Annotated in this window: 15 protein-coding genes; 3 read left to right on the forward strand and 12 right to left on the reverse strand. The window is 74.7% G+C overall.

Annotated elements, in window-relative coordinates:
• Nucleotides 1-94: 94 nt before the first annotated feature.
• A complete protein-coding gene (locus ONA70_RS08460; protein ID WP_123242533.1) occupies nucleotides 95-472 on the forward strand; it encodes a DUF742 domain-containing protein in 378 nt (125 codons plus the stop codon).
• A gap of 1 nt (nucleotide 473) precedes the next feature.
• Complete coding sequence (locus ONA70_RS08465) at nucleotides 474-1,067, forward strand: GTP-binding protein (RefSeq protein ID WP_265005786.1); 594 nt, start codon at nucleotides 474-476, stop codon at nucleotides 1,065-1,067.
• 123 nt (nucleotides 1,068-1,190) lie between these two features.
• Here ONA70_RS08465 and ONA70_RS08470 read toward each other — a convergent pair whose 3' ends face one another.
• The 3 genes from ONA70_RS08470 to ONA70_RS08480 form a co-directional block, all read right to left on the reverse strand.
• Nucleotides 1,191-2,414, reverse strand: a complete 1,224-nt coding sequence (locus tag ONA70_RS08470) for an ABC transporter substrate-binding protein (protein WP_265005787.1) — start codon at nucleotides 2,412-2,414, stop codon at nucleotides 1,191-1,193.
• Between the two features lie 134 nt (nucleotides 2,415-2,548).
• Nucleotides 2,549-4,861: a transposase gene (locus ONA70_RS08475; RefSeq protein WP_265005788.1), complete on the reverse strand. Its 2,313-nt coding sequence runs from the start codon at nucleotides 4,859-4,861 to the stop codon at nucleotides 2,549-2,551.
• Nucleotides 4,862-4,901: 40 nt separating this feature from the next.
• Nucleotides 4,902-5,882, reverse strand: coding sequence for a DNA primase (locus tag ONA70_RS08480; protein ID WP_265005789.1), 981 nt, complete (start codon nucleotides 5,880-5,882; stop codon nucleotides 4,902-4,904).
• A 149-nt stretch (nucleotides 5,883-6,031) separates the two neighbouring features.
• Here ONA70_RS08480 and ONA70_RS08485 point away from each other — a divergent pair, with 149 nt between their 5' ends.
• Complete coding sequence (locus ONA70_RS08485; protein ID WP_265005790.1) at nucleotides 6,032-6,373, forward strand: PadR family transcriptional regulator; 342 nt, start codon at nucleotides 6,032-6,034, stop codon at nucleotides 6,371-6,373.
• Nucleotides 6,374-6,467: 94 nt separating this feature from the next.
• On the opposite strand, the gene ONA70_RS08490 is transcribed toward ONA70_RS08485, so the two are convergent.
• The 9 genes from ONA70_RS08490 to ONA70_RS08530 form a co-directional block, all read right to left on the reverse strand.
• Entirely contained in the window at nucleotides 6,468-7,139 is a 672-nt protein-coding gene (locus ONA70_RS08490) for a permease prefix domain 1-containing protein (protein ID WP_265005791.1), read from the reverse strand.
• Between the two features lie 62 nt (nucleotides 7,140-7,201).
• A complete protein-coding gene (gene cydC / locus ONA70_RS08495; protein WP_265005817.1) occupies nucleotides 7,202-9,079 on the reverse strand; it encodes a thiol reductant ABC exporter subunit CydC in 1,878 nt (625 codons plus the stop codon).
• A 101-nt stretch (nucleotides 9,080-9,180) separates the two neighbouring features.
• Nucleotides 9,181-10,857 carry a thiol reductant ABC exporter subunit CydD gene (gene cydD, locus ONA70_RS08500; RefSeq protein ID WP_265005792.1) on the reverse strand — a complete coding sequence of 559 codons (1,677 nt, stop codon included), beginning with the start codon at nucleotides 10,855-10,857 and terminating at the stop codon, nucleotides 9,181-9,183.
• The gene (locus ONA70_RS08505) at nucleotides 10,854-11,861 is read right to left on the reverse strand and encodes a cytochrome d ubiquinol oxidase subunit II (protein WP_265005793.1); all 1,008 of its coding nucleotides are present in this window, start codon (nucleotides 11,859-11,861) and stop codon (nucleotides 10,854-10,856) included. The genes cydD and ONA70_RS08505 overlap by 4 nt, the downstream gene beginning before the upstream one ends.
• 11 nt (nucleotides 11,862-11,872) lie before the next feature.
• Nucleotides 11,873-13,120 carry a cytochrome ubiquinol oxidase subunit I gene (locus ONA70_RS08510; protein ID WP_265005794.1) on the reverse strand — a complete coding sequence of 416 codons (1,248 nt, stop codon included), beginning with the start codon at nucleotides 13,118-13,120 and terminating at the stop codon, nucleotides 11,873-11,875.
• Nucleotides 13,121-13,210: 90 nt separating this feature from the next.
• On the reverse strand, nucleotides 13,211-14,116 hold the full coding sequence (locus tag ONA70_RS08515; RefSeq protein WP_265005795.1) for a M56 family metallopeptidase: 906 nt from the start codon (nucleotides 14,114-14,116) through the stop codon (nucleotides 13,211-13,213).
• Nucleotides 14,117-14,126: 10 nt separating this feature from the next.
• Complete coding sequence (locus ONA70_RS08520) at nucleotides 14,127-14,558, reverse strand: BlaI/MecI/CopY family transcriptional regulator (RefSeq protein WP_265005796.1); 432 nt, start codon at nucleotides 14,556-14,558, stop codon at nucleotides 14,127-14,129.
• A 208-nt stretch (nucleotides 14,559-14,766) separates the two neighbouring features.
• Nucleotides 14,767-15,606, reverse strand: coding sequence for an aldehyde dehydrogenase family protein (locus tag ONA70_RS08525; RefSeq protein WP_265005797.1), 840 nt, complete (start codon nucleotides 15,604-15,606; stop codon nucleotides 14,767-14,769).
• Nucleotides 15,599-17,029 carry an aldehyde dehydrogenase family protein gene (locus ONA70_RS08530; RefSeq protein ID WP_265005798.1) on the reverse strand — a complete coding sequence of 477 codons (1,431 nt, stop codon included), beginning with the start codon at nucleotides 17,027-17,029 and terminating at the stop codon, nucleotides 15,599-15,601. The genes ONA70_RS08525 and ONA70_RS08530 overlap by 8 nt, the downstream gene beginning before the upstream one ends.
• Nucleotides 17,030-17,031 lie beyond the last annotated feature (2 nt).

The raw sequence follows: 17,031 nt of genomic DNA on the forward strand, positions 1-17,031 counted from the left end.
CGCTGACCGGTGGGTCAGGAGCGGCAACAACTACGACATCGACGAATGCCACCGGGGCGAGCCGGTGCCGGGTACGAGGGAGGTGAGCGGCGACATGGCCGATCGTGACGAGCCGACCGGAGCGTTGGTCCGTCCATACGCCGTGACCCGCGGTCGTACCCGCCCCCGGCTGGAGATCGCCCTGGAGGCGCTCGTCGAGACGACGGTGCGCGGCCGCGCCGTTGCCACCGGCAACGGCGGCCAGGGCCGTGAACACCAGTACATAGCCGCGCTGTGTGACGGACGCGTGCAATCGCTGGCCGAGATCGCGGCGCGGATGCAGCTTCCGCTCGGCGTGGCCCGGGTGCTCATCGCCGACATGGCGACGGACGGCCTGGTCGCGGTCCACGAGCCGACCATCCTGGACGACTCCGACGACGCGGTGGGCACTGAACTGCTGGAGAGGGTGCTGAGTGGACTTCGCAGGCTCTGACATGTCGCACCGGCCGCCGGCCCCGAGCGGGCGCGTGACGTCGGCGAAGATCGTTATTGCCGGGGGATTCGGCGTCGGCAAGACGACGCTGGTCGGCTCGGTCTCGGAGATCACGCCGCTGACCACCGAGGCGATCATGACCTCCGCCGGCGTGGGCGTCGACGACACCCGGCAGGTGCCGGGCAAGACGACGACCACGGTGGCGATGGACTTCGGTCGTATCTCGATCGACCGCGACCTGATCCTGTACCTGTTCGGTACGCCGGGCCAGACCCGGTTCTGGTTCATGTGGGACGAACTGGTGCGCGGCGCCATCGGTGCCGTCGTGCTGGTCGACACCCGCCGACTGGCGGACTGCTTCGCCGCCATCGACTTCTTCGAGCACCGGCGGCTGCCGTACCTGGTGGCCATCAACTGCTTCGACGGGATGCAGTACCACGACCCGCAGGACGTCCGGGACGCGCTCGCGATCTCGCGCGACGTGCCCGTGGTGGCCTGCGACGCCCGCAACCGGGAGTCGACCAAGCACGTGCTGATCTCCCTGGTCGAGTACGTGCTCACCATGCGGCGTTCGCGGGCGGTCGCGCCCGCCTGAGCGGTGATGTGAAGCGCCCGATGGCCAGGGGTCATCGGGCGCTTCTCGCTGTCCGCGTCCCGGCCGCCGAACGCGATGGCCGTCCGCGCGGGACGATCCCCTGCGGACGGCCGGCGTGGACGGTCAGGACCAGGGCGTCCAGCTGCCCTTGTTGACCACGTAGACACCGAGCGAGTCGGGCTCCATGCCCCCGTGCCGGATCGGCGCGAACGCGTATCCGCCCGCGATGCCCTCGGTCACCTGGGTCTGCAGGAACGCCCGCAGCCGACCACGGTCGGCACTGCTCGCCAACCGCGCCGCCGAGACGAGCAGCTGGAGCGCGTCCGAGGCGTACGGGGCGAAGCCGCTGAAGCTGCCGTGCCGCTGGAGGTAGCGGTAGGTGAAGTCCCGCCGTGCCATCTGCGCCGTGGTGGTCGTGGTCAACAGGGAGCTGGCCAGGCAGGCCGGATGGACGGCGAACGCCCCCTCGACCGCGGCGGCGTTCTGCCCGGCCAGGGTGTCGTCGGCGACCGCGCCGGCGTCGAAGAAGAGCGGACCGCGGTAGCCGGCCCCACGCAGCGCCCGGGCCGCGTTGCCGGAGTCCGGGGCGGTGCCCCAGACGATGACCCCGTCCGGCTCGACGGCCACCGCCCGCTGGGCGGCGGAGGCGAAGCCCCGGCCGTCCGCGGAGAGCCGTACCGTGCGCCGCAGCTCCACCCCGGCGGTGCGCAGCGCGGCCCGCACGGCCCGTACGCCCGAGTCGCCGTGCAGGCCCGCCGCGGCCAGCAGCGCGACCCGCCGAACCCGCTGCGACTCGATCAGCTGGGCCATTCGGCGCGCCACGTCGCCGGCCTCCGGCGTGAGCTTGTAGATGTACGTCCGCTCGGCCAGGGGCAGCACGATGTCGTCGCCGGAGCCCAGGGACAGGAACGGCGTCTGGAGTTTCTGGGCCACCCCGACGATGGCCATGGAGGTTTCCGCGAGGGTGCCGCCGACCAGGGCGTGCACCTCGTCCCGCCGGGTCAGCTCGGTGGCCTGCCGGGCGGCCAGCCCGGGATTGCTGCCGTTGTCCCGGATCTCCAGCCGCATCGTGCGGCGCAGGTTGCCGACCGGGAATCCGGAGACGTTCAGTGACTCGGCGGTGATCTCCATGGCCCGCTGCTGGAGCACGCCCAGCGCGGCGCCCTTGCCGGTCAGCTCGAGGCTGGCGCCGATCACCAGTTCCTGGCCGGCCGGTGCGGTACTGCTCGCCGCGTCGTCCGGTTGCTGGCCCGGCCGGCCGCACGCGGTGAGCAGCAGGGTGCTCGCCGCTGCGGCGAGGACGCCGCGTCGGGTCAGCACGGAGGAGTCGATTGCCGGTGTCGCCAATGGAGTCGCCTTCCCACCCCGGCGACCCCCCGCCGCCGGCTGTTCCGCCGGGTATGCTCCCGGCCGGCCCGACCCGGCGTCAAATTATCCCGGTGTGGGCAGGAACACGCAGGTGGAAAGCGGCCACGGCGCGATCAGGACCGGTAACCGGCGGACCGGAACTCGTACTCCCGATCGTCGTCCCGGTCGCCGGTGTCGCGGGTGAAGTCCCAGCCGCCGGCCGCCTCCCGACCGGGGCGACCGCCGACGGCGAAGCCACCGATCTCCTGGCCGCGTCGCCAACCCCGGAAGTATCCCGTGGTGTTCTCGGCGAGGCTGGCCGCGTTCCGGACGATCCGCAGTGGGCGCTCCTCGCGCAGCGGCGAGCCCGGCACCAGGTTGGCCTGCGGCACTCGCTTCGGCAGGCCGGCCTTGGTCTCCGCGCCCACCGACGGGCGGGCCGCCTGCGAGGCCGCCTGCCAGCCGCTGTCGGCGGTGGTCGACCAGTCGAGGTCGGCGTCCTCGCCGTGTCCGACGAACCAGGCGGACTTCGCCTGCGCGAAGATCAGCAGATCGCCGTCACCCTCGTCGGAGACCGGCGGCGGGCGGTGCTCCTTGGGCGCGGGGCGCCGCTCCGGCGGGGTGGGCAGTTCGGCTCGGGGTGCCGGCCGGCCGGCCTGGTCGGCTCCGCCCCGGTCGACCAGTCGCAGCGAGGGGGCCCCCAGGCCCGGATCGGTGGGCGGGTCGAGTTCGTCGCGCAGTGCCCGGTCGGCCAGCGGCGGCGGCTCCACCAGCCGCAGCATCGGCGGCTCCTGCGGGAGGTCGTCCGCCAGCCACGGTGGGGTGACCCGGCCCGGATCGCTCGGCGCGTCCGAGCCGTGGCTGCCGTACCCGTAGCCGGGGGGCGCCTCGTTGGCCTGGTCGTCCTGGTCGTCGCTGTTGTTGACCAGCGGCCAGTTGGCCCGGGAGCCCGGGGGAGCGGACTCCTGGCCGGGGCGTGGCGCCGGCACCGGGATGCTCAGGTCGGTGGCGCTGAAGCCACCGGTCGGCGGCTCCGGCGGGGTGGTCTTGGGCCGGGGCGGGATGATCGTCCGCTGCCGCTCGGCCCGGGCGCTGTTGATCGCGGCCGTGGTGAGGGTGGGGCGGAACGGCTCGCCGGCCTCGGCCGGTGGCACGTTGCCGCGCTGGGCCGGGGCGAACGGGGTGATCCCGGGCGGCGGCGGGGGCGGCGCGGAGATCGGCCGGTTGGTCGGGGCGTCCCGCCGCGGCGGCGTCGGGGCGCCGGCCGGCTCGGGGCGCGCCGGCGGCGCGGAGGTCGGCCGGCCGGCAGCCGCGGCCGGGGTGACCGGGGCGGGCGCGACGGGCGGCGGTGCGATCGGGGCCGGGGCGACCGGCGGCGGGCCGAGCGGCCGGGGTGACGCCGGCGCGGCAGGGCCGGAGACCGGTTCGGGACGGCCGCGCCGGCCCACCGGCTCGGGCTCGGCCGGCCGGACCGGGCGCAACCCGGTGCCGGCGTTGGTCAGCTCGCCGACCGGCTCACCGCGTCGGGCGGCGGCTCGGCGGCCGGGGACCGGCGCGGGCGTGGTGACCCGGGCACTGAGCGCGCCGACCAGCGCGTCGCAGCCGGCGTCGCAGGCCCGGACGGAGGCGACCGCCTGCCGCACGGTCTCGGCGACGGCGGCGGTGAGCGCCCGGTTGACGGCGGCGCGCCGGGGCGTCTCGGAGATGGCGACCCGCAGCGCGGTGACCGCCTCGTTGATCGTGTCGGCGTCGGCGACGCCCTCACCCGCGAGGTGGGCGGCGACGGCGTCCGCGGCGACCGTGCCGGCCAGCATGCCGGGTTCCGGCAGCGCGTCCAGCACGGCCAGGGAGACCGGCTCGGCCGGATCCGGGTACGCCCGGAGCGCGGCCGGGTAGAGCTCGCGGAGCACCTCGCGCAGGGCCACCGCGGCCGAGTGCCGCCCGCTGGTCAGCGCGGCGTGCGCGGCGAGGACCTGCTTGTAGCCCGCGAGGTCGCGGGGCGCCGGCAGGGTGACCGCGGAGAGCGCGCCGGCCTGGAGGGCCCGGGCCAGCCCGACCGCCCGGCGCTCGACCGCCGGCGACTGCATCTCCTCCAGCGAGTCGTCGTCGGCGAACCGCTCGGCGAAGTCGTCGACCGAGTCGTCGTCGGCGATCGCCAACGGTCTCCCGGCCGCGCTGAGCAGCGAGGTCACCGTGTGGTCGTCGCTGTCGGCGGCGATGGCCGCACCACTCGGCCCGCCCGACCGCTCCACGAGCAGCGCGACCAGCTGGGCGTAACCCGCGGGGTCGTCACCGATCTCGCGGACATGCAGCAGACGGCCTGCGTCGTCGACCACTGCGGACGTCAGCGTCGAACCGGTCGAACCCGACCGGTCGGCCGGATCCGCCGAGGCCAGACCGCAGTACACGCGCACGAGCGCCACGGCGTCGTCCTCCTCCCGGGACACAGGTCTTTCTCTGCCAGAGACTGATGCTCCCCGGTCCGGGTCAGTCGCGCCAGTCCACCACAGCAGAGATCTTGCCGACAATGGTGCGCCATCCCAGACTTGCGGTTTGTGCCCCGATTTTCTTCAGCCGGCGCCGGCCAAGGAAACCACCGACTCCGCCGTTGACGCTCGCCCGCAGCGCCTCGTCCAGGTCGTCCAGGCTGGAGCCTGCGGAGAGCATGTCCAGCACGGCGGGTAGACGCAGGGCGTACGCCAGGTCACGGGCGATCTCGCCGGCTTCGATGAGGAGCGTGGGATCCCACGCGTCGTGGCCACCGCGGAGGTTCTCCACCACCAGGTCGAGCTCGTAGGTGTCCTCGTCCAGCGGGGCGATGTCGTCCGGTTCCACCCGTTCGGACAGTTCATTCCAGCTGTCCAGTTGAGACAGGTCGTTGGGCGCGCCGGAACGGACGAAGCTCACCAACGACTCCGGGGTCTTGAACAGCAGCAGCTTGCCCCGGTGGCTGAGGAAGGCGGGCACCTCCTCGTCGCCCGCGTCCTCGTCCGCCTCGTCCTCGTCCTCGTCGGCTTCGTCCGCCTCGGCTTCGTCCTCGTCCTCTTCGTCCGTGTCGGCCTCGGCCTCCTCGTCGGACGCCTCGGCCCGGCGGCGCCGGCGGCCCTCGGGCCGCTCGTCCTCGTCCTCGTCCTCTTCGGCGGCGAGGGCGGCGAACTCCTCGTCGAGGATCACCACCTCCTCGTCGTCCTCGGTCTCGACGACCTGGCGGCGGGCCAGGAAGGGGTCGTCCTGGTCGCGCTCGGCGACGTCGGTCGGGGTCAGCTCCCGGGCCGGCCGGTACGCCCGCAGGGTGAAGCCGGTGCCGGACGGCAGGGCGATCTCGACCGGGTCGATCCGCAGCTCGTCCCAGAGCGCGCGGTCCGCCACCGGGCGGTCGACCTCGACCTCGTCATCTGCGGTCGACGCGGTGGTGTCGTCGAGCTCGGGCTCGTCGGCGTCGGGCCGTTGGGGCGACTGGCGGGCCACGCTGACCTCCGTGTGCTGTCGGGTTGCCCACCCGGCGACGCGTCGGGCCGCCGAGTGACTCTGCGCACATACCCTAGTGGGCGTCCCGGTGGAGTCGGGACCCGCACCCCGGTGGCGTCCCGACCGGCGGACAAGTAGCGTTGCTACGTATGAAGGCGCAGGCGCTGCACGGACATCTGGACGCGCTGCTGCTGGCGGTGCTGGAGCAGGGCGAGCTGCACGGTTACGCGATCATCGAGGCGCTCCGGGCCCGCAGCGGGGGTACCCTCGACCTGCCCACCGGCACCATCTACCCGGCGCTGCGGCGACTCGAGCGAGCCGGCTACGTGGCCAGCTCGTGGAGCACCGTCAACGGCCGGGAACGGCGCACCTACCGGCTGACCGAGGCCGGCGGCCGTGCGCTCGCCGGGGAACGGGCCGGCTGGCGTGAGTTCAGCGCGACGGTGGGCCGCTTCCTCGGCACCGACCAGCCACCCGCCGCCCCGGCCTGACCGCCCGCCGCCTCACCGGCCGGGCCGCATCCCGCCACCCTGGACCCGCCACCACCTCGCCGACCTGGCATCGATCCGTGGCCGGGCTCGGACGTCAGCAGGTGGCCTGGAGCCAGCAGCGGGCTGCCCGCGCCAGCGCGAACCAGCCGACGCTGACCAGCACCGCGCCGATGATCATCGGGGGCCAGCTCAGCGCCGCCTCCCAGAGGCTGATCGACCAGCCGAACAGGGCGCTACCGGCGAGTGCGCCGCCCAGCAGGCCACCGGTCAGCCCGTAGCCCACCGCTTGCCCGAGCTGGGGGAGCCGGGACGACCGGTACCGGGCGGCGAGGACGCCGAGCAGCAGCCCGGCCAGCGCCAGCGCCGCGACCAGTCCCCAGATCCCGTTCAGCGAGGCCGAGAGAAGCAGGTAGCCCTCCGGCGGCCGGGAACCCTCGCTCCAGCTCGACCCACGCCAGGTCAGGTCGCCGCCGGCCATCAGCACCACCGCCACGGCGAGGGCCCGGAGCGCCAGCCGGCGCAGCGCCCCGGCCGCCAGCTCGGCCTGGTAGCCCGGCGCGAGCTGGGCGGGACTGCCGAAGTCGGCCACCGCCCGTCGTTCGGCCTCCGCCCGCGGCAGGCCCCCCTCCCGGTACGCCTCGACCGCGTCCTGCAACGAGTGCCGTGCCTCGGTCAGCAGGTCGGCCTTGAGCCGGGCCGGGCCACGCAGCCGGCCGGCCAGCTCGCGCAGCCGCTCCTCCACGAGCACGTCCTGGTACGCGCGCATGGCCCCACCCTGCCACCCCGCCCCGGTCGCCCGCGTCCGGGAATTCCCCTGAAGCGAGGCCGCTAGGCGGCCGGCCCGAGGGCGAGGTAACCGCGCTCCGCCGCCTCCTGGAGCAGCCACTGGTCCCGGTACCAGCCCGGCTGCGCCACCAACTCGGCGTGCCGGCCGCGCTGGACCACCCGGCCCGCGTCGAGCACCACGATCTCGTCCAGCTCCGCGAGGCCGCTGAGCCGGTGGCTGATCAGCAGCACCGAGTGCCCGGCCGGGGTGGCGGCCAACGCCGAGGCGAGCACGGCGTCCGCAGCGGCCGGGTCGAGGCCCTCGGTCGGCTCGTCGAGCACCAGCACGGCCGGGGCGGCCAGCAGTGCCCGGGCCAGCGCGAGGCGCTGCCGCTGGCCTCCGGAGAGCTGCCCGCCCTGCTCGCCGACCACGGTCTCCCAGCCCTCCGGCTGGGCGCGTACCCAGTCCAGCAGGCCGGCCGCCCGGGTCGCCGAAGTCAGCTCCGCCTCCTCGGCCCGGGGCCGGCCGAGCAGCAGGTTCTCCCGGACCGAGGCGTGGAAGACGTACGCCTCGGCGAGCAGGCCGCCGACCACCCGGGGCAGCTCCTCGGGCCGGTACGCCGCCACCTCCGTCCCGTCCAGGGTGACCCGGCCGTCGTCGGGGCGTACCGCGCCGGTGAGCACGGCGGCCAGGGTGCTCTTGCCGGCGCCGCTCGGCCCGACCACCGCGACCCGGCGGCCGGCGGGCAGGTCGAGGTCCACGCCGTCCAGGGCTGGCGCCGCCCCTGCCCGGTACCGCACGGTCACGCCGTCGAACCGTACGTCGTGCCCGACCGTGGCGGCCGGCTCCGCAGCGGCCGGTCCGGCGGGGCCCGCGGGAGCCGGCTCGGCGGCGGTGAGCAGGGCGGCCACCCGGCTCAGGCCGGTCCGTAGCTGGGCGCGCTGCCGCGCCGCCCCGACCAGGGCGAGGGCGATCTCGACGGCGGCCAGGGCGCCGACGGCCAGGACGCCGACCAGCACCCCGCCGACGCCGGCGCGCAGCGCCACGACCACCACGCCGGCGGCGGTGAGCCCGCCGACCAGCACCCCGGCCGCGTCGACCGCGAAGCCGGTGGCGGCCAGCCGGCGTTCCAGCCGGGCGAGGCGGCCGGCCCGCCCCTCGGCGGCGGCCAGCGCGATGCCGGTGGCGCCGAACGCGGCCAGGTCGGCGGCGCCGTGGGTCAGATCGACCGCGTCCACGGCGAGCGCGCCGCGCAGCGGGGCCACCTCGTCGGCGGCCCGGCGGGTGAGCACGGCGGCCAGCGCGGGCAGGGCCACCCCGGCCATCAGCAGCCCGACGGCCAGCACGCCGGCCGCCGGCGGCGAGATCAGCGCGGCGGCGCCGACCGCGAGCAGGCTCACCAGCGCGGCCGCCGCCCCCGGCACGAGCACCCGCAGCAACAGGTCCTGCACCGCCTCCACGTCGGACACCAGCCGGCTCAGCGCGTCCCCGGTGCGCTGGACGGCGCCGTCCCGCCCGGCGGCCAGGGTGGCGAAGACCCGGGCCCGAACGTCGGTGATCATGCGGAGCACGGCGTCGTGCCCGGCGAGCCGCTCGGCGTAGCGGAACCCGCCCCGGCTCACGGCGAGGGCCCGGACCGCGACGATGGCCACGGTCAGCCGGTCCAGGGTCGGCCGTCCGGCGGCACTCATCAGCAGCCAGGTGGCGGTCGCCATCAGGGCCAGCCCGGCGAACTCGGTGGCGGCGGCGAGCAGTCCGGCCCCCACCAGCCGGCCCAGGTACGGCCGGGCCAGCCGGAGCACCGCCCGCTCCGCCCGCACCCTGCTCGCGGCCCCGCTGTCCGGGACGGCGGTGGTCGGGGCGGGTCCACCGGGCAGCAGTTCGCCCGGGTTCGCCTCGGCGGCGGTCGGCGCGCCCGGGTCGCGACCGGCCGGGGTCATCCCGTCCCGCGAGACGCCGCCCGGCACCGCCCGGACCGGCTGGTCCGGCCGCCCAGGCACGGCGTCGTCCTGGTCGTCGGGCCGGTCGAGCGCGTCGCTCATCAGGACCCCTTCCCGGCCGGCGCCGGGGTCAGTTCGGTGACTCGGCCGTCCTCGACCCGGAGAATCCGGTCGGCGTCCTCGAGCAGCGCGGGCCGGTGCGCCACCAGCAGCGCGGTACGTCCGGCGACCAGCCGCCGGGTGGCGGCCAGCACGATCGCCTCGCTGGCGGTGTCCAGCCGGGCGGTCGGCTCGTCGAGCAGGACCAGCGGGGCGTCCCGGAGGAACGCCCGGGCCAGGGCCACGCGCTGCCGCTGCCCGCTGGACAGGCCGTGCCCGCGCTCGCCGAGCACGGTGGCCAGCCCGTCGGGCAGGGCGGCGACCACCTCGTCCAGCGCGGCGTCGCGGACCGCCCGGGCGAGCGCGGGGTCCGGGGCGTCGGAGGCGCCGAGGCGGATGTTGTCGGCCAGCGACCCGGCGAACAGGTGGGCGCGCTGCGGTACCCAGGCCAGCTGCCGCCGCCAGGCGTCCAGGTCGACCCCGGCGAGGTCCACCCCGTCGACGGTGACCCGGCCGGCGGTCGGGGTGACGAAGCCGAGCAGCAGGTTGAGCAGGGTGCTCTTACCAGCGCCGCTGGGCCCGATGACGGCGACCCGCTCGCCGGGCCGGATGGTCAGGGTCACGTCCCGCAGGGCCGTGGTGCGCTCGTACTCGACGGTGACGCCCTCGAAGCGGATCTCGCCGTGGCCGTCCGGAGCCGGCTGCGGGGTGCCGGCCGGCGCGGCGGCCGCCGGGGTGGCCGAGAGGGTGAGCGCCTCGTCGAGCGCGGTGAGCCCCTCCATGCTGGCGTGGAACCGGCTGCCGGCGGCCCGCAGCGGGAGGTAGGCCTCCGGGGTGAGCAGCAGCACCAGCAGGGCGGTGGAGAGGGTGATCCCGCCGCTGAGCAGCCGGATGCCGACCGGCACCGCGACCAGCGCCACCGAGAGGGTGGCGACCAGTTCCAGGACGAGCGCGGAGAGGAACGCGATCCGCAGCGTCTTCATGGTGGCCTGCCGGTGCCCGTCGGCCATCCGGCGGACCACGTCGACCTGGGCCCGAGCCCGACCGAACGCGCGCAGCGTGGGCAGGCCGGCCACCATGTCGAGGAAGTGCCCGCCGAGCAGCGACAGTCGCCGCCACTGCCGCTCGGTGGCGGCCTGCGCCTGCCAGCCGAGCAGGGCCCCGAAGACCGGGATGAGCGGGATGGTCAGCGCGATGATCAGCGCCGAGCTCCAGTCGGCCAGGACGATCCGGGCCAGCACCGCCAGCGGCACGGTCACGCTGAGCACGAGCTGGGGCAGGTAGCCGGTGAAATAGGGGTCGAGCGCGTCCAGGCCGCGCCCGGTGAGGGTGGCGAGCTGCCCGGCCCGCTGGCCGGCGACCCAGGTGGGGCCGTGCCGGCCGACCGCGCGGAGCAGGTCGGCGCGCAGCGTGGCCTTCACGGTGGCCGCCGCCCGGGCCGCGACCGTGCCCTGGGCCCAACTCACCAGCGCCCGGGCCGCCACCGCCAGGACGAAGCCGGCCAGCGCCGGCCGGTGCAGCCGCCCGTCGAGCGCGGTCGCCAGCAGTGTCGCCAGCGCGGTGGCCTGCGCGACCACCAGCAGCGCGGTCAGCCCGCCCAACACCGCGAGCACGGCGAGGTCACGCCGGGCCGCGGGGACCCGGCGCAGCAGACGCGGGTCGAACGGGCGGCGATTCACCAGTACACCGGTGCCCTGCCGTCGGTCCGTCCCCGGAACACCCACCAGCACATCGCCTGAAAGCCTAGTAGGGCCGGCACCAGCGGCAGCACGAGCCAGCCCAGCAGCGACAGGGTCGGGCCGCTCGCCGCGCCGTCGGCCACGGTCAGCGAGGCGGTCGGGTCGACCGTGGAGACCAACACCCGGGGCCAGAGGGCCACGCCGACCAGCACCACCGGCAGCGCCAGCGCCGCGCTGGTTGCCGTGAAGGCCACCCCGGACCGGGCCCGGCCGAGCGCCGCGCGGGCCATCAGCAGCGCCGCCACCAGCAGTAACGGCAGGAGTACGGCGACCGCCGGCCGCGCCACGGCGGCGCGTACCCGGTCCGAGAGCAGGCCCAGGACGGTGGCCACGGCGACCGCGGCGAGCGCCACCGGCACCAGCCGGCGGGCCACCCGGCCGAGCGAGGCGGCGCCGGCGGCCGGCAGCCGGAGCGTGAGGAAGGTCGCACCCTGCACGGCGACCAGGGCCAGCATCGCCAGCGCGACGGCGGCCACGAACGGGGTGAAGAGGTGCCCCACCCCGTCGACGTGCCGGTCGGCGTGCAGCGGCAGGCCCTGGAGCAGCCCGCCGAGCAGCGCGCCCCAGCCCAGCGCGGCGAGCACGCTGCCGGCTACCACCACCCGGTCCCAGCCGGTACGGGCCGACCCGGCCCGGGGCCGGCTGCGCAGCTGCACCCCGGCGGTCACCAGCACCACACCGGCCAGCGCGCCGAACACCGCCGGATAGAAGCCGGAGAGGAGTTCGCCCTCCAGGGTCGGGAAGGCGCCGAGCAGGGTGCCGGCGGCGGCCACCAGCCAGACCTCGTTGCCGAGGAAGAACGGCCCGAGGGCGGTGAGCGCGGCCCGCCGGCGCTCCTCGGTGGCGCCCCGGGCCAGCAGCAGCCCGACCCCGTAGTCGTAGCCGCCGAGGACGAGGTAGGTGGCGAGGAAGAGGCCGAACAGGGCGTACCAGACGAGTTCCACGGCGGGCTCCCTCAGGCGAACACGGGTTGCGGGCGGGTGTCGGTGTCGGGCGCGGGCGGGCGGCCGAGGGCGGGGTCGTGCGCGCCCCGGGCGGCGTGCCGGGCCAGCAGCACCCAGTTGGTGACGGCGAGGGTGCCGAGCAGCAGGGTGAAGCCGATCAGCGAGGTGAGCATCAGGCCGGCCCCGACCGGGGAGACGGCCTTCTCGACGGGGAGCAGGCCGTACACCGCCCAGGGCTGCCGGCCCACCTCGCGGGCGATCCAGCCGAGGATCACCGCGACGAAGGGGAACGGCAGGGCGAGCAGCACCAGCCAGAGCGGGAAGCGGAGCCGGATGAGCCAGTCCCGCCAGAGCAGCGGGACGATCAGCAGGCCGAAGAAGAGGCCCATGCCGATGAGGATCATGAAGCCGAGGCCCACGTTGGAGAGGGTCGGCGGGACGTAGTCGCCGGGGCCGAACTTCGCCGTCCACTCGGCGACCAGGGCGTCCCGGTCCGGCCCGCCACCGAACTTCGTCGGCTGGAGCTCGCCGGTCGGGCCGAACTGGGCGAAGCCGAAGCCGATCAGCAGGACCACCGCGACCGCCGTGGTGAGCAGGCCGATCCGCAGCGACTTCCGGAAGAATGCGAAGTCCGGGGTACGCCGGATCAGGTGGTACGCGCTCACCGCCGCCATCAGCATCCCGCCGGTGACCAGGCTGGCCGCGATCACGTGCCCGAAGGCGAAGCCGAGCGTGGGGTTGGTGAGCATCGCCCCGAAGTCGGTGAGGTGGGCGACCCCGTCGCGGATCTCGTATCCGACCGGGTGCTGCAGCCAGGCGTTGCCCACCATCACCCAGAACGCCGAGGCGTACGCGGTGAGCGCGACGCCCCAGAGCAGGGCGAGGTGGACCCCCTTGCGCAGCTGGTGCCAACCGAAGATCCACATGCCGAGGAAGGTGGACTCGAGGACGAAGGCGAGCAGCGTCTCGACGGCCAGCGGCGCACCGAAGACGTTGCCGACGTAGCGCGACAGGCCGCTCCAGTTGAGCCCGAACTGGAACTCCATCACCAGACCGGTGGCGATCCCCAGCACGTAGTTGATCACGTACAGCTGGCCCCAGAAGCGGGTCAGTCGCTCGTACACCGGTTTGCCGGTGATGAAGCCCGCGGTCTGCACCCCGACCAGCAGGGTGACCAGGCCGAGGGTGACCGCCACGAAGAGAAAGTGGATGGAGGTGGTGGCGGCGAACTGAAGGCGGGCGAGGAACAGGGTGTCCATGGCCGTGGCTCCCACGGGTCGGCTCGCTTGACGTAGCGAGCCTACACGTAGGTTGCCTACTGATGCGGGGCCCTAGGGGTGAGATCAGGGTCAGCTCAGGAAGAGGGAGATCGGCAGGGCGGCCAGGGTGGCCGCGATGGTCAGCGCGGTGGCGCCGAGCAGCCGGGGCGTCCGGTCCGGGACCAGCAGCCGCTGCACCCGTACGTCGAGGTCACGATCGCCGATGCCGAGGGTGCCGGCCGGGGCGATCCGGTGACCGGCGGCCGCGAACCGGCGCAGCGCCCCGGCCAGCGGCGCCTCCGCGTGCAGCTCGCGGGCCTTGTCGTCGGCGCGCATCTCGACCAGCAGCGCCACGTGCTGGTACGCGTCCCGGACCCAACGGAACCAGGGCAGCGCCTTGCGGAGCGCGGTGAACGGCAGCAGCACCAGGTCGTGCCGTTCCTGGGCGTGCGCCCGCTCATGGGTGAGCACCGCCGCCAGCTCGGCCCGGTCGAGCAGGCTGAGCGTGCCGGCGCTCACCACCACCCGGGGCCGTACCCCCGGCAGGCAGTACGCGGCCGCGCTCGGGTGATCCAGCACCAGCGCGCCGGGGACGGTCGGGTCGCGGCGGGCGACCAGGCTGAGCAGCTCCCGGTGCCGGCGCTGGGCGCGGACGGTGCCGTGGACGCTGCGCACGGTCGTGGTGAGCAGCACCGCGCCGATGCCGAAGCCGATCCCGACCAGGCCCAGGTGCATCGCACCCAGCCCGGCCGGCAGCTTGCCGTGGGCGAGGTCCTCGGTGAGGGCGAGCAGGGCGCTCCCGGTCGGCAGGTCGTACGCGCTCAGCCCGACCGCCATCGGCAGGCCCATCGCGGAGAGGCCGAGCGCCAGCCCGACCGCCTGCCAGCACAGGATGGCCACCCGGGGGGCCTGCCAGGTCCACTTCGAGACGGCCAGGACCTGCGCGGTCAGCCAGCAGGCCAGGACGGTCGCGGCGAAGTGCAGGGCGTACGCCACGGCGGCCGCCCTACCGGTCCGTCGCCTCGTCGGCCAGCGCCGGGCGCCCCGCCCGCGGGTCCTCGACCCGGTCGGTGAGCCCGGCCTCGTCGCCGAGCGCCGCGCGCAGCACCTCGGCCTCGGTCCCGGTCACCGAGCGGGCGAAGCGCACCAGCGCGGCGTCCCGGCTGCCACCGAGGTCGAGGGCGTCGAGCATGAGCTGGGCGATGTGCGCCTCGCGGCTGGCAGCGGCCCGGTAGCGCCAGGCCCGCCCCTCGCGCTCGCGCTGCACCATGCCCTTGCCGGCCAGCCGGTCCAGCACCGTCATCACCGTCGTGTACGCCAGCTCCCGGCCGGCCAGGGCGTCGGCGACCTCCCGCACGGTCACTCCGTCCGACGTGCCCGGGACCACGTCCCACAGCACGTCCATCACCGCACGCTCAAGATCCCCCAGCCGAGTCACCCCTCAATCCTACTCCTCGTAGTAGACCTTCCCCGCCAGCACCTCCGAGCCCGCCCACGGCCGAGGCCACAACTTCCGGGGAAATTGTTGCCTCCGCCCCGCCGCTGGCCCCAATTTCAGGGAAACTGCTGCCTCGGGACGGGCACCGCGACCCCGATGATCGGGGACCCGACGCCGGGCAGCAGCCACGAGCCGGGAACCCCAAAGCTCAGACGCCCTTGGGGTGCCAGACGGTCTTCGTCTCCAGGAGCACCGTCATCCGGGTGACCCCCGGGTCGGCGAACCAGTCGTGGCCGACCGGTGCCGGCCGGAGCACCCGCTTCAGGTTTTCCGCCGCCTTGACCTCCAGCTCCGCCGCCAGGTCGGCGTCGGTCACTCCGGTGAGGTCGATCGCGTTGACGTCCATGTGCGCGGCCAGCGTCGGCACGGTGTCCGACAACCGGCCGGTGAGGATGTTGACCACTCCGCCCGGCAGGTCGGAGGTGGCCAGCACCTCGGCCAGGGCCACCGCGGCCAGCGGCGCGGCTGGCGAAGCCGCCACCACGACGGTGTTGCCGGTGACAATCGCCGGGGCGATCACGCTGACCAGGCCGAGCAGCGCCGGAGCCTCGGGGGCCACCACGGCCACCACGCCGGTCGGCTCGGGCGCCGACAGGTTGAAGTACGGTCCGGCCACCGGGTTCGCCCCGCCGTACACCTGCGGGAGCTTGTCGGACCAGCCGGCGTACCAGACCCAGCGGTCGATCGCGGCGTCGACCTCGTCGGCGGAGGCACCCAACGCGATGAACTGGTCGCGCCGGCCCTCCAGCATCTCGGCGACCCGGTAGAGGATCTGCCCGCGGTTGTACGCGGTGGCCCCGGCCCAGCCCTTGACTGCGGCCCGGGCGGCGACGACGGCGTCCCGCGCGTCCTTGCGGGAAGCCAGGGCCACGTTCGCAGTTTCTTCCCCACCGGACTGCACGATGTACGACCGTCCCGACTCGCTGCGCGGGAACTTCCCGCCGATGAAGAGCTTGTACGTCTTGCGTACCGCGACCCGCTCAGACATTGAGGTACGCCTCCAGCCCGTGCCGGCCGCCCTCGCGACCGTAGCCCGACTCCTTGTAGCCACCGAAGGGCGAGGTGGGATCGAACTTGTTGAACGTGTTGGCCCAGACCACGCCGGCGCGGAGCCGGTCGGCCAGCCACAGGATCCGGGAGCCCTTGTCGGTCCAGATCCCGGCCGACAGCCCGTACGGGGTGTTGTTCGCCTTCTCCACCGCCTCGGCCGGGGTGCGGAAGGTCAGCACGGACAGCACCGGGCCGAAGATCTCCTCGCGGGCGATCCGGTGCGCCTGGGTGACCCCGGTGAAGATGGTCGGCGCGAACCAGAAGCCGCGGTCCGGCAGCTCGCAGGCGGGCGACCAGCGCTCGGCGCCCTCGGCCGCGCCGACCTCGGAGAGCTCGCGGATCTTCGCCAGCTGGGCGGCCGAGTTGATCGCGCCGATGTCGGTGTTCTTGTCTAGCGGGTCGCCGACCCGCAGCTGGGCCATCCGCCGCTTCAGCGACTCCAGCACCCGGTCGGCGACCGACTCCTGGACCAGCAGCCGTGAGCCGGCGCAGCAGACGTGCCCCTGGTTGAAGAAGATGCCGTTGACGATGCCCTCGACGGCCTGGTCGACCGGGGCGTCGTCGAAGACGATGTTGGCGGCCTTGCCGCCCAACTCCAGGGTGAGCTTCTTGCGGGTGCCGGCGACCGCGCGGGCGATGGCCTTGCCGACCTCGGTGGAGCCGGTGAAGGCCACCTTGTCCACGCCCGGGTGCTCGACCAGCGCCCGGCCGGTGTCGCCGGCGCCGGTGACGATGTTGACCACACCGGCCGGCAGGTCGGCCTGCTGGCAGATCTCGGCGAAGAGCAGCGCGGTCAGCGGGGTGGTCTCGGCGGGCTTCAGCACCACCGTGTTGCCGGCGGCGAGCGCCGGGGCGATCTTCCAGGCCAGCATGAGCAGCGGGAAGTTCCACGGGATGACCTGCGCGGCCACACCGAGCGGCTTGGGGTCGGGGCCGAACCCCGCGTAGGGCAGCTTGTCGGCCCAGCCGGCGTAGTAGAAGAAGTGCGCCGCGACCAGGGGGACGTCGACGTCCCGGGACTCCTTGATCGGCTTGCCGTTGTCCAGCGACTCCAGCACGGCCAGCTCGCGGGAGCGCTCCTGGATGAGCCGGGCGATCCGGAACAGGTATTTGGCCCGGTCGCGGCCCGGCATCGGACCCCAGACCTTCTCGTACGCCTTCCGGGCGGCGCGGACCGCGCGGTCCACGTCCTCGTTGCCGGCCTCGGCGATCTCGGCGAGGACCTCCTCGGAGGCCGGGTTGATCGACTTGAAGCTGCCGCCGTCGACCGGGTCGACGAACGTGCCGTCGACGAAGAGCCCGTACGAGGGCTTGATGTCCACCACCGAGCGCGACTCGGGGGCGGGGGCGTATTCGAACATCG

It is taken from the genome of Micromonospora yasonensis, from assembly GCF_026013475.1.
GTDB lineage: Bacteria > Actinomycetota > Actinomycetes > Mycobacteriales > Micromonosporaceae > Micromonospora > Micromonospora yasonensis.

Bases quoted from the DNA above. Each gene is read 5' to 3' on its own strand.
- ONA70_RS08530 (WP_265005798.1), bottom strand. From the start codon at position 17,029: ATGTTCGAATACGCCCCCGCCCCCGAGTCGCGCTCGGTGGTGGACATC.
- ONA70_RS08465 (WP_265005786.1), top strand. From the start codon at position 474: ATGTCGCACCGGCCGCCGGCCCCGAGCGGGCGCGTGACGTCGGCGAAG.
- cydC (WP_265005817.1), bottom strand. From the start codon at position 9,079: ATGACCCCGGCCGGTCGCGACCCGGGCGCGCCGACCGCCGCCGAGGCG.
- ONA70_RS08485 (WP_265005790.1), top strand. From the start codon at position 6,032: ATGAAGGCGCAGGCGCTGCACGGACATCTGGACGCGCTGCTGCTGGCG.
- ONA70_RS08490 (WP_265005791.1), bottom strand. From the start codon at position 7,139: ATGCGCGCGTACCAGGACGTGCTCGTGGAGGAGCGGCTGCGCGAGCTG.
- ONA70_RS08510 (WP_265005794.1), bottom strand. From the start codon at position 13,120: ATGGACACCCTGTTCCTCGCCCGCCTTCAGTTCGCCGCCACCACCTCC.
- ONA70_RS08460 (WP_123242533.1), top strand. From the start codon at position 95: ATGGCCGATCGTGACGAGCCGACCGGAGCGTTGGTCCGTCCATACGCC.
- ONA70_RS08525 (WP_265005797.1), bottom strand. From the start codon at position 15,606: ATGTCTGAGCGGGTCGCGGTACGCAAGACGTACAAGCTCTTCATCGGC.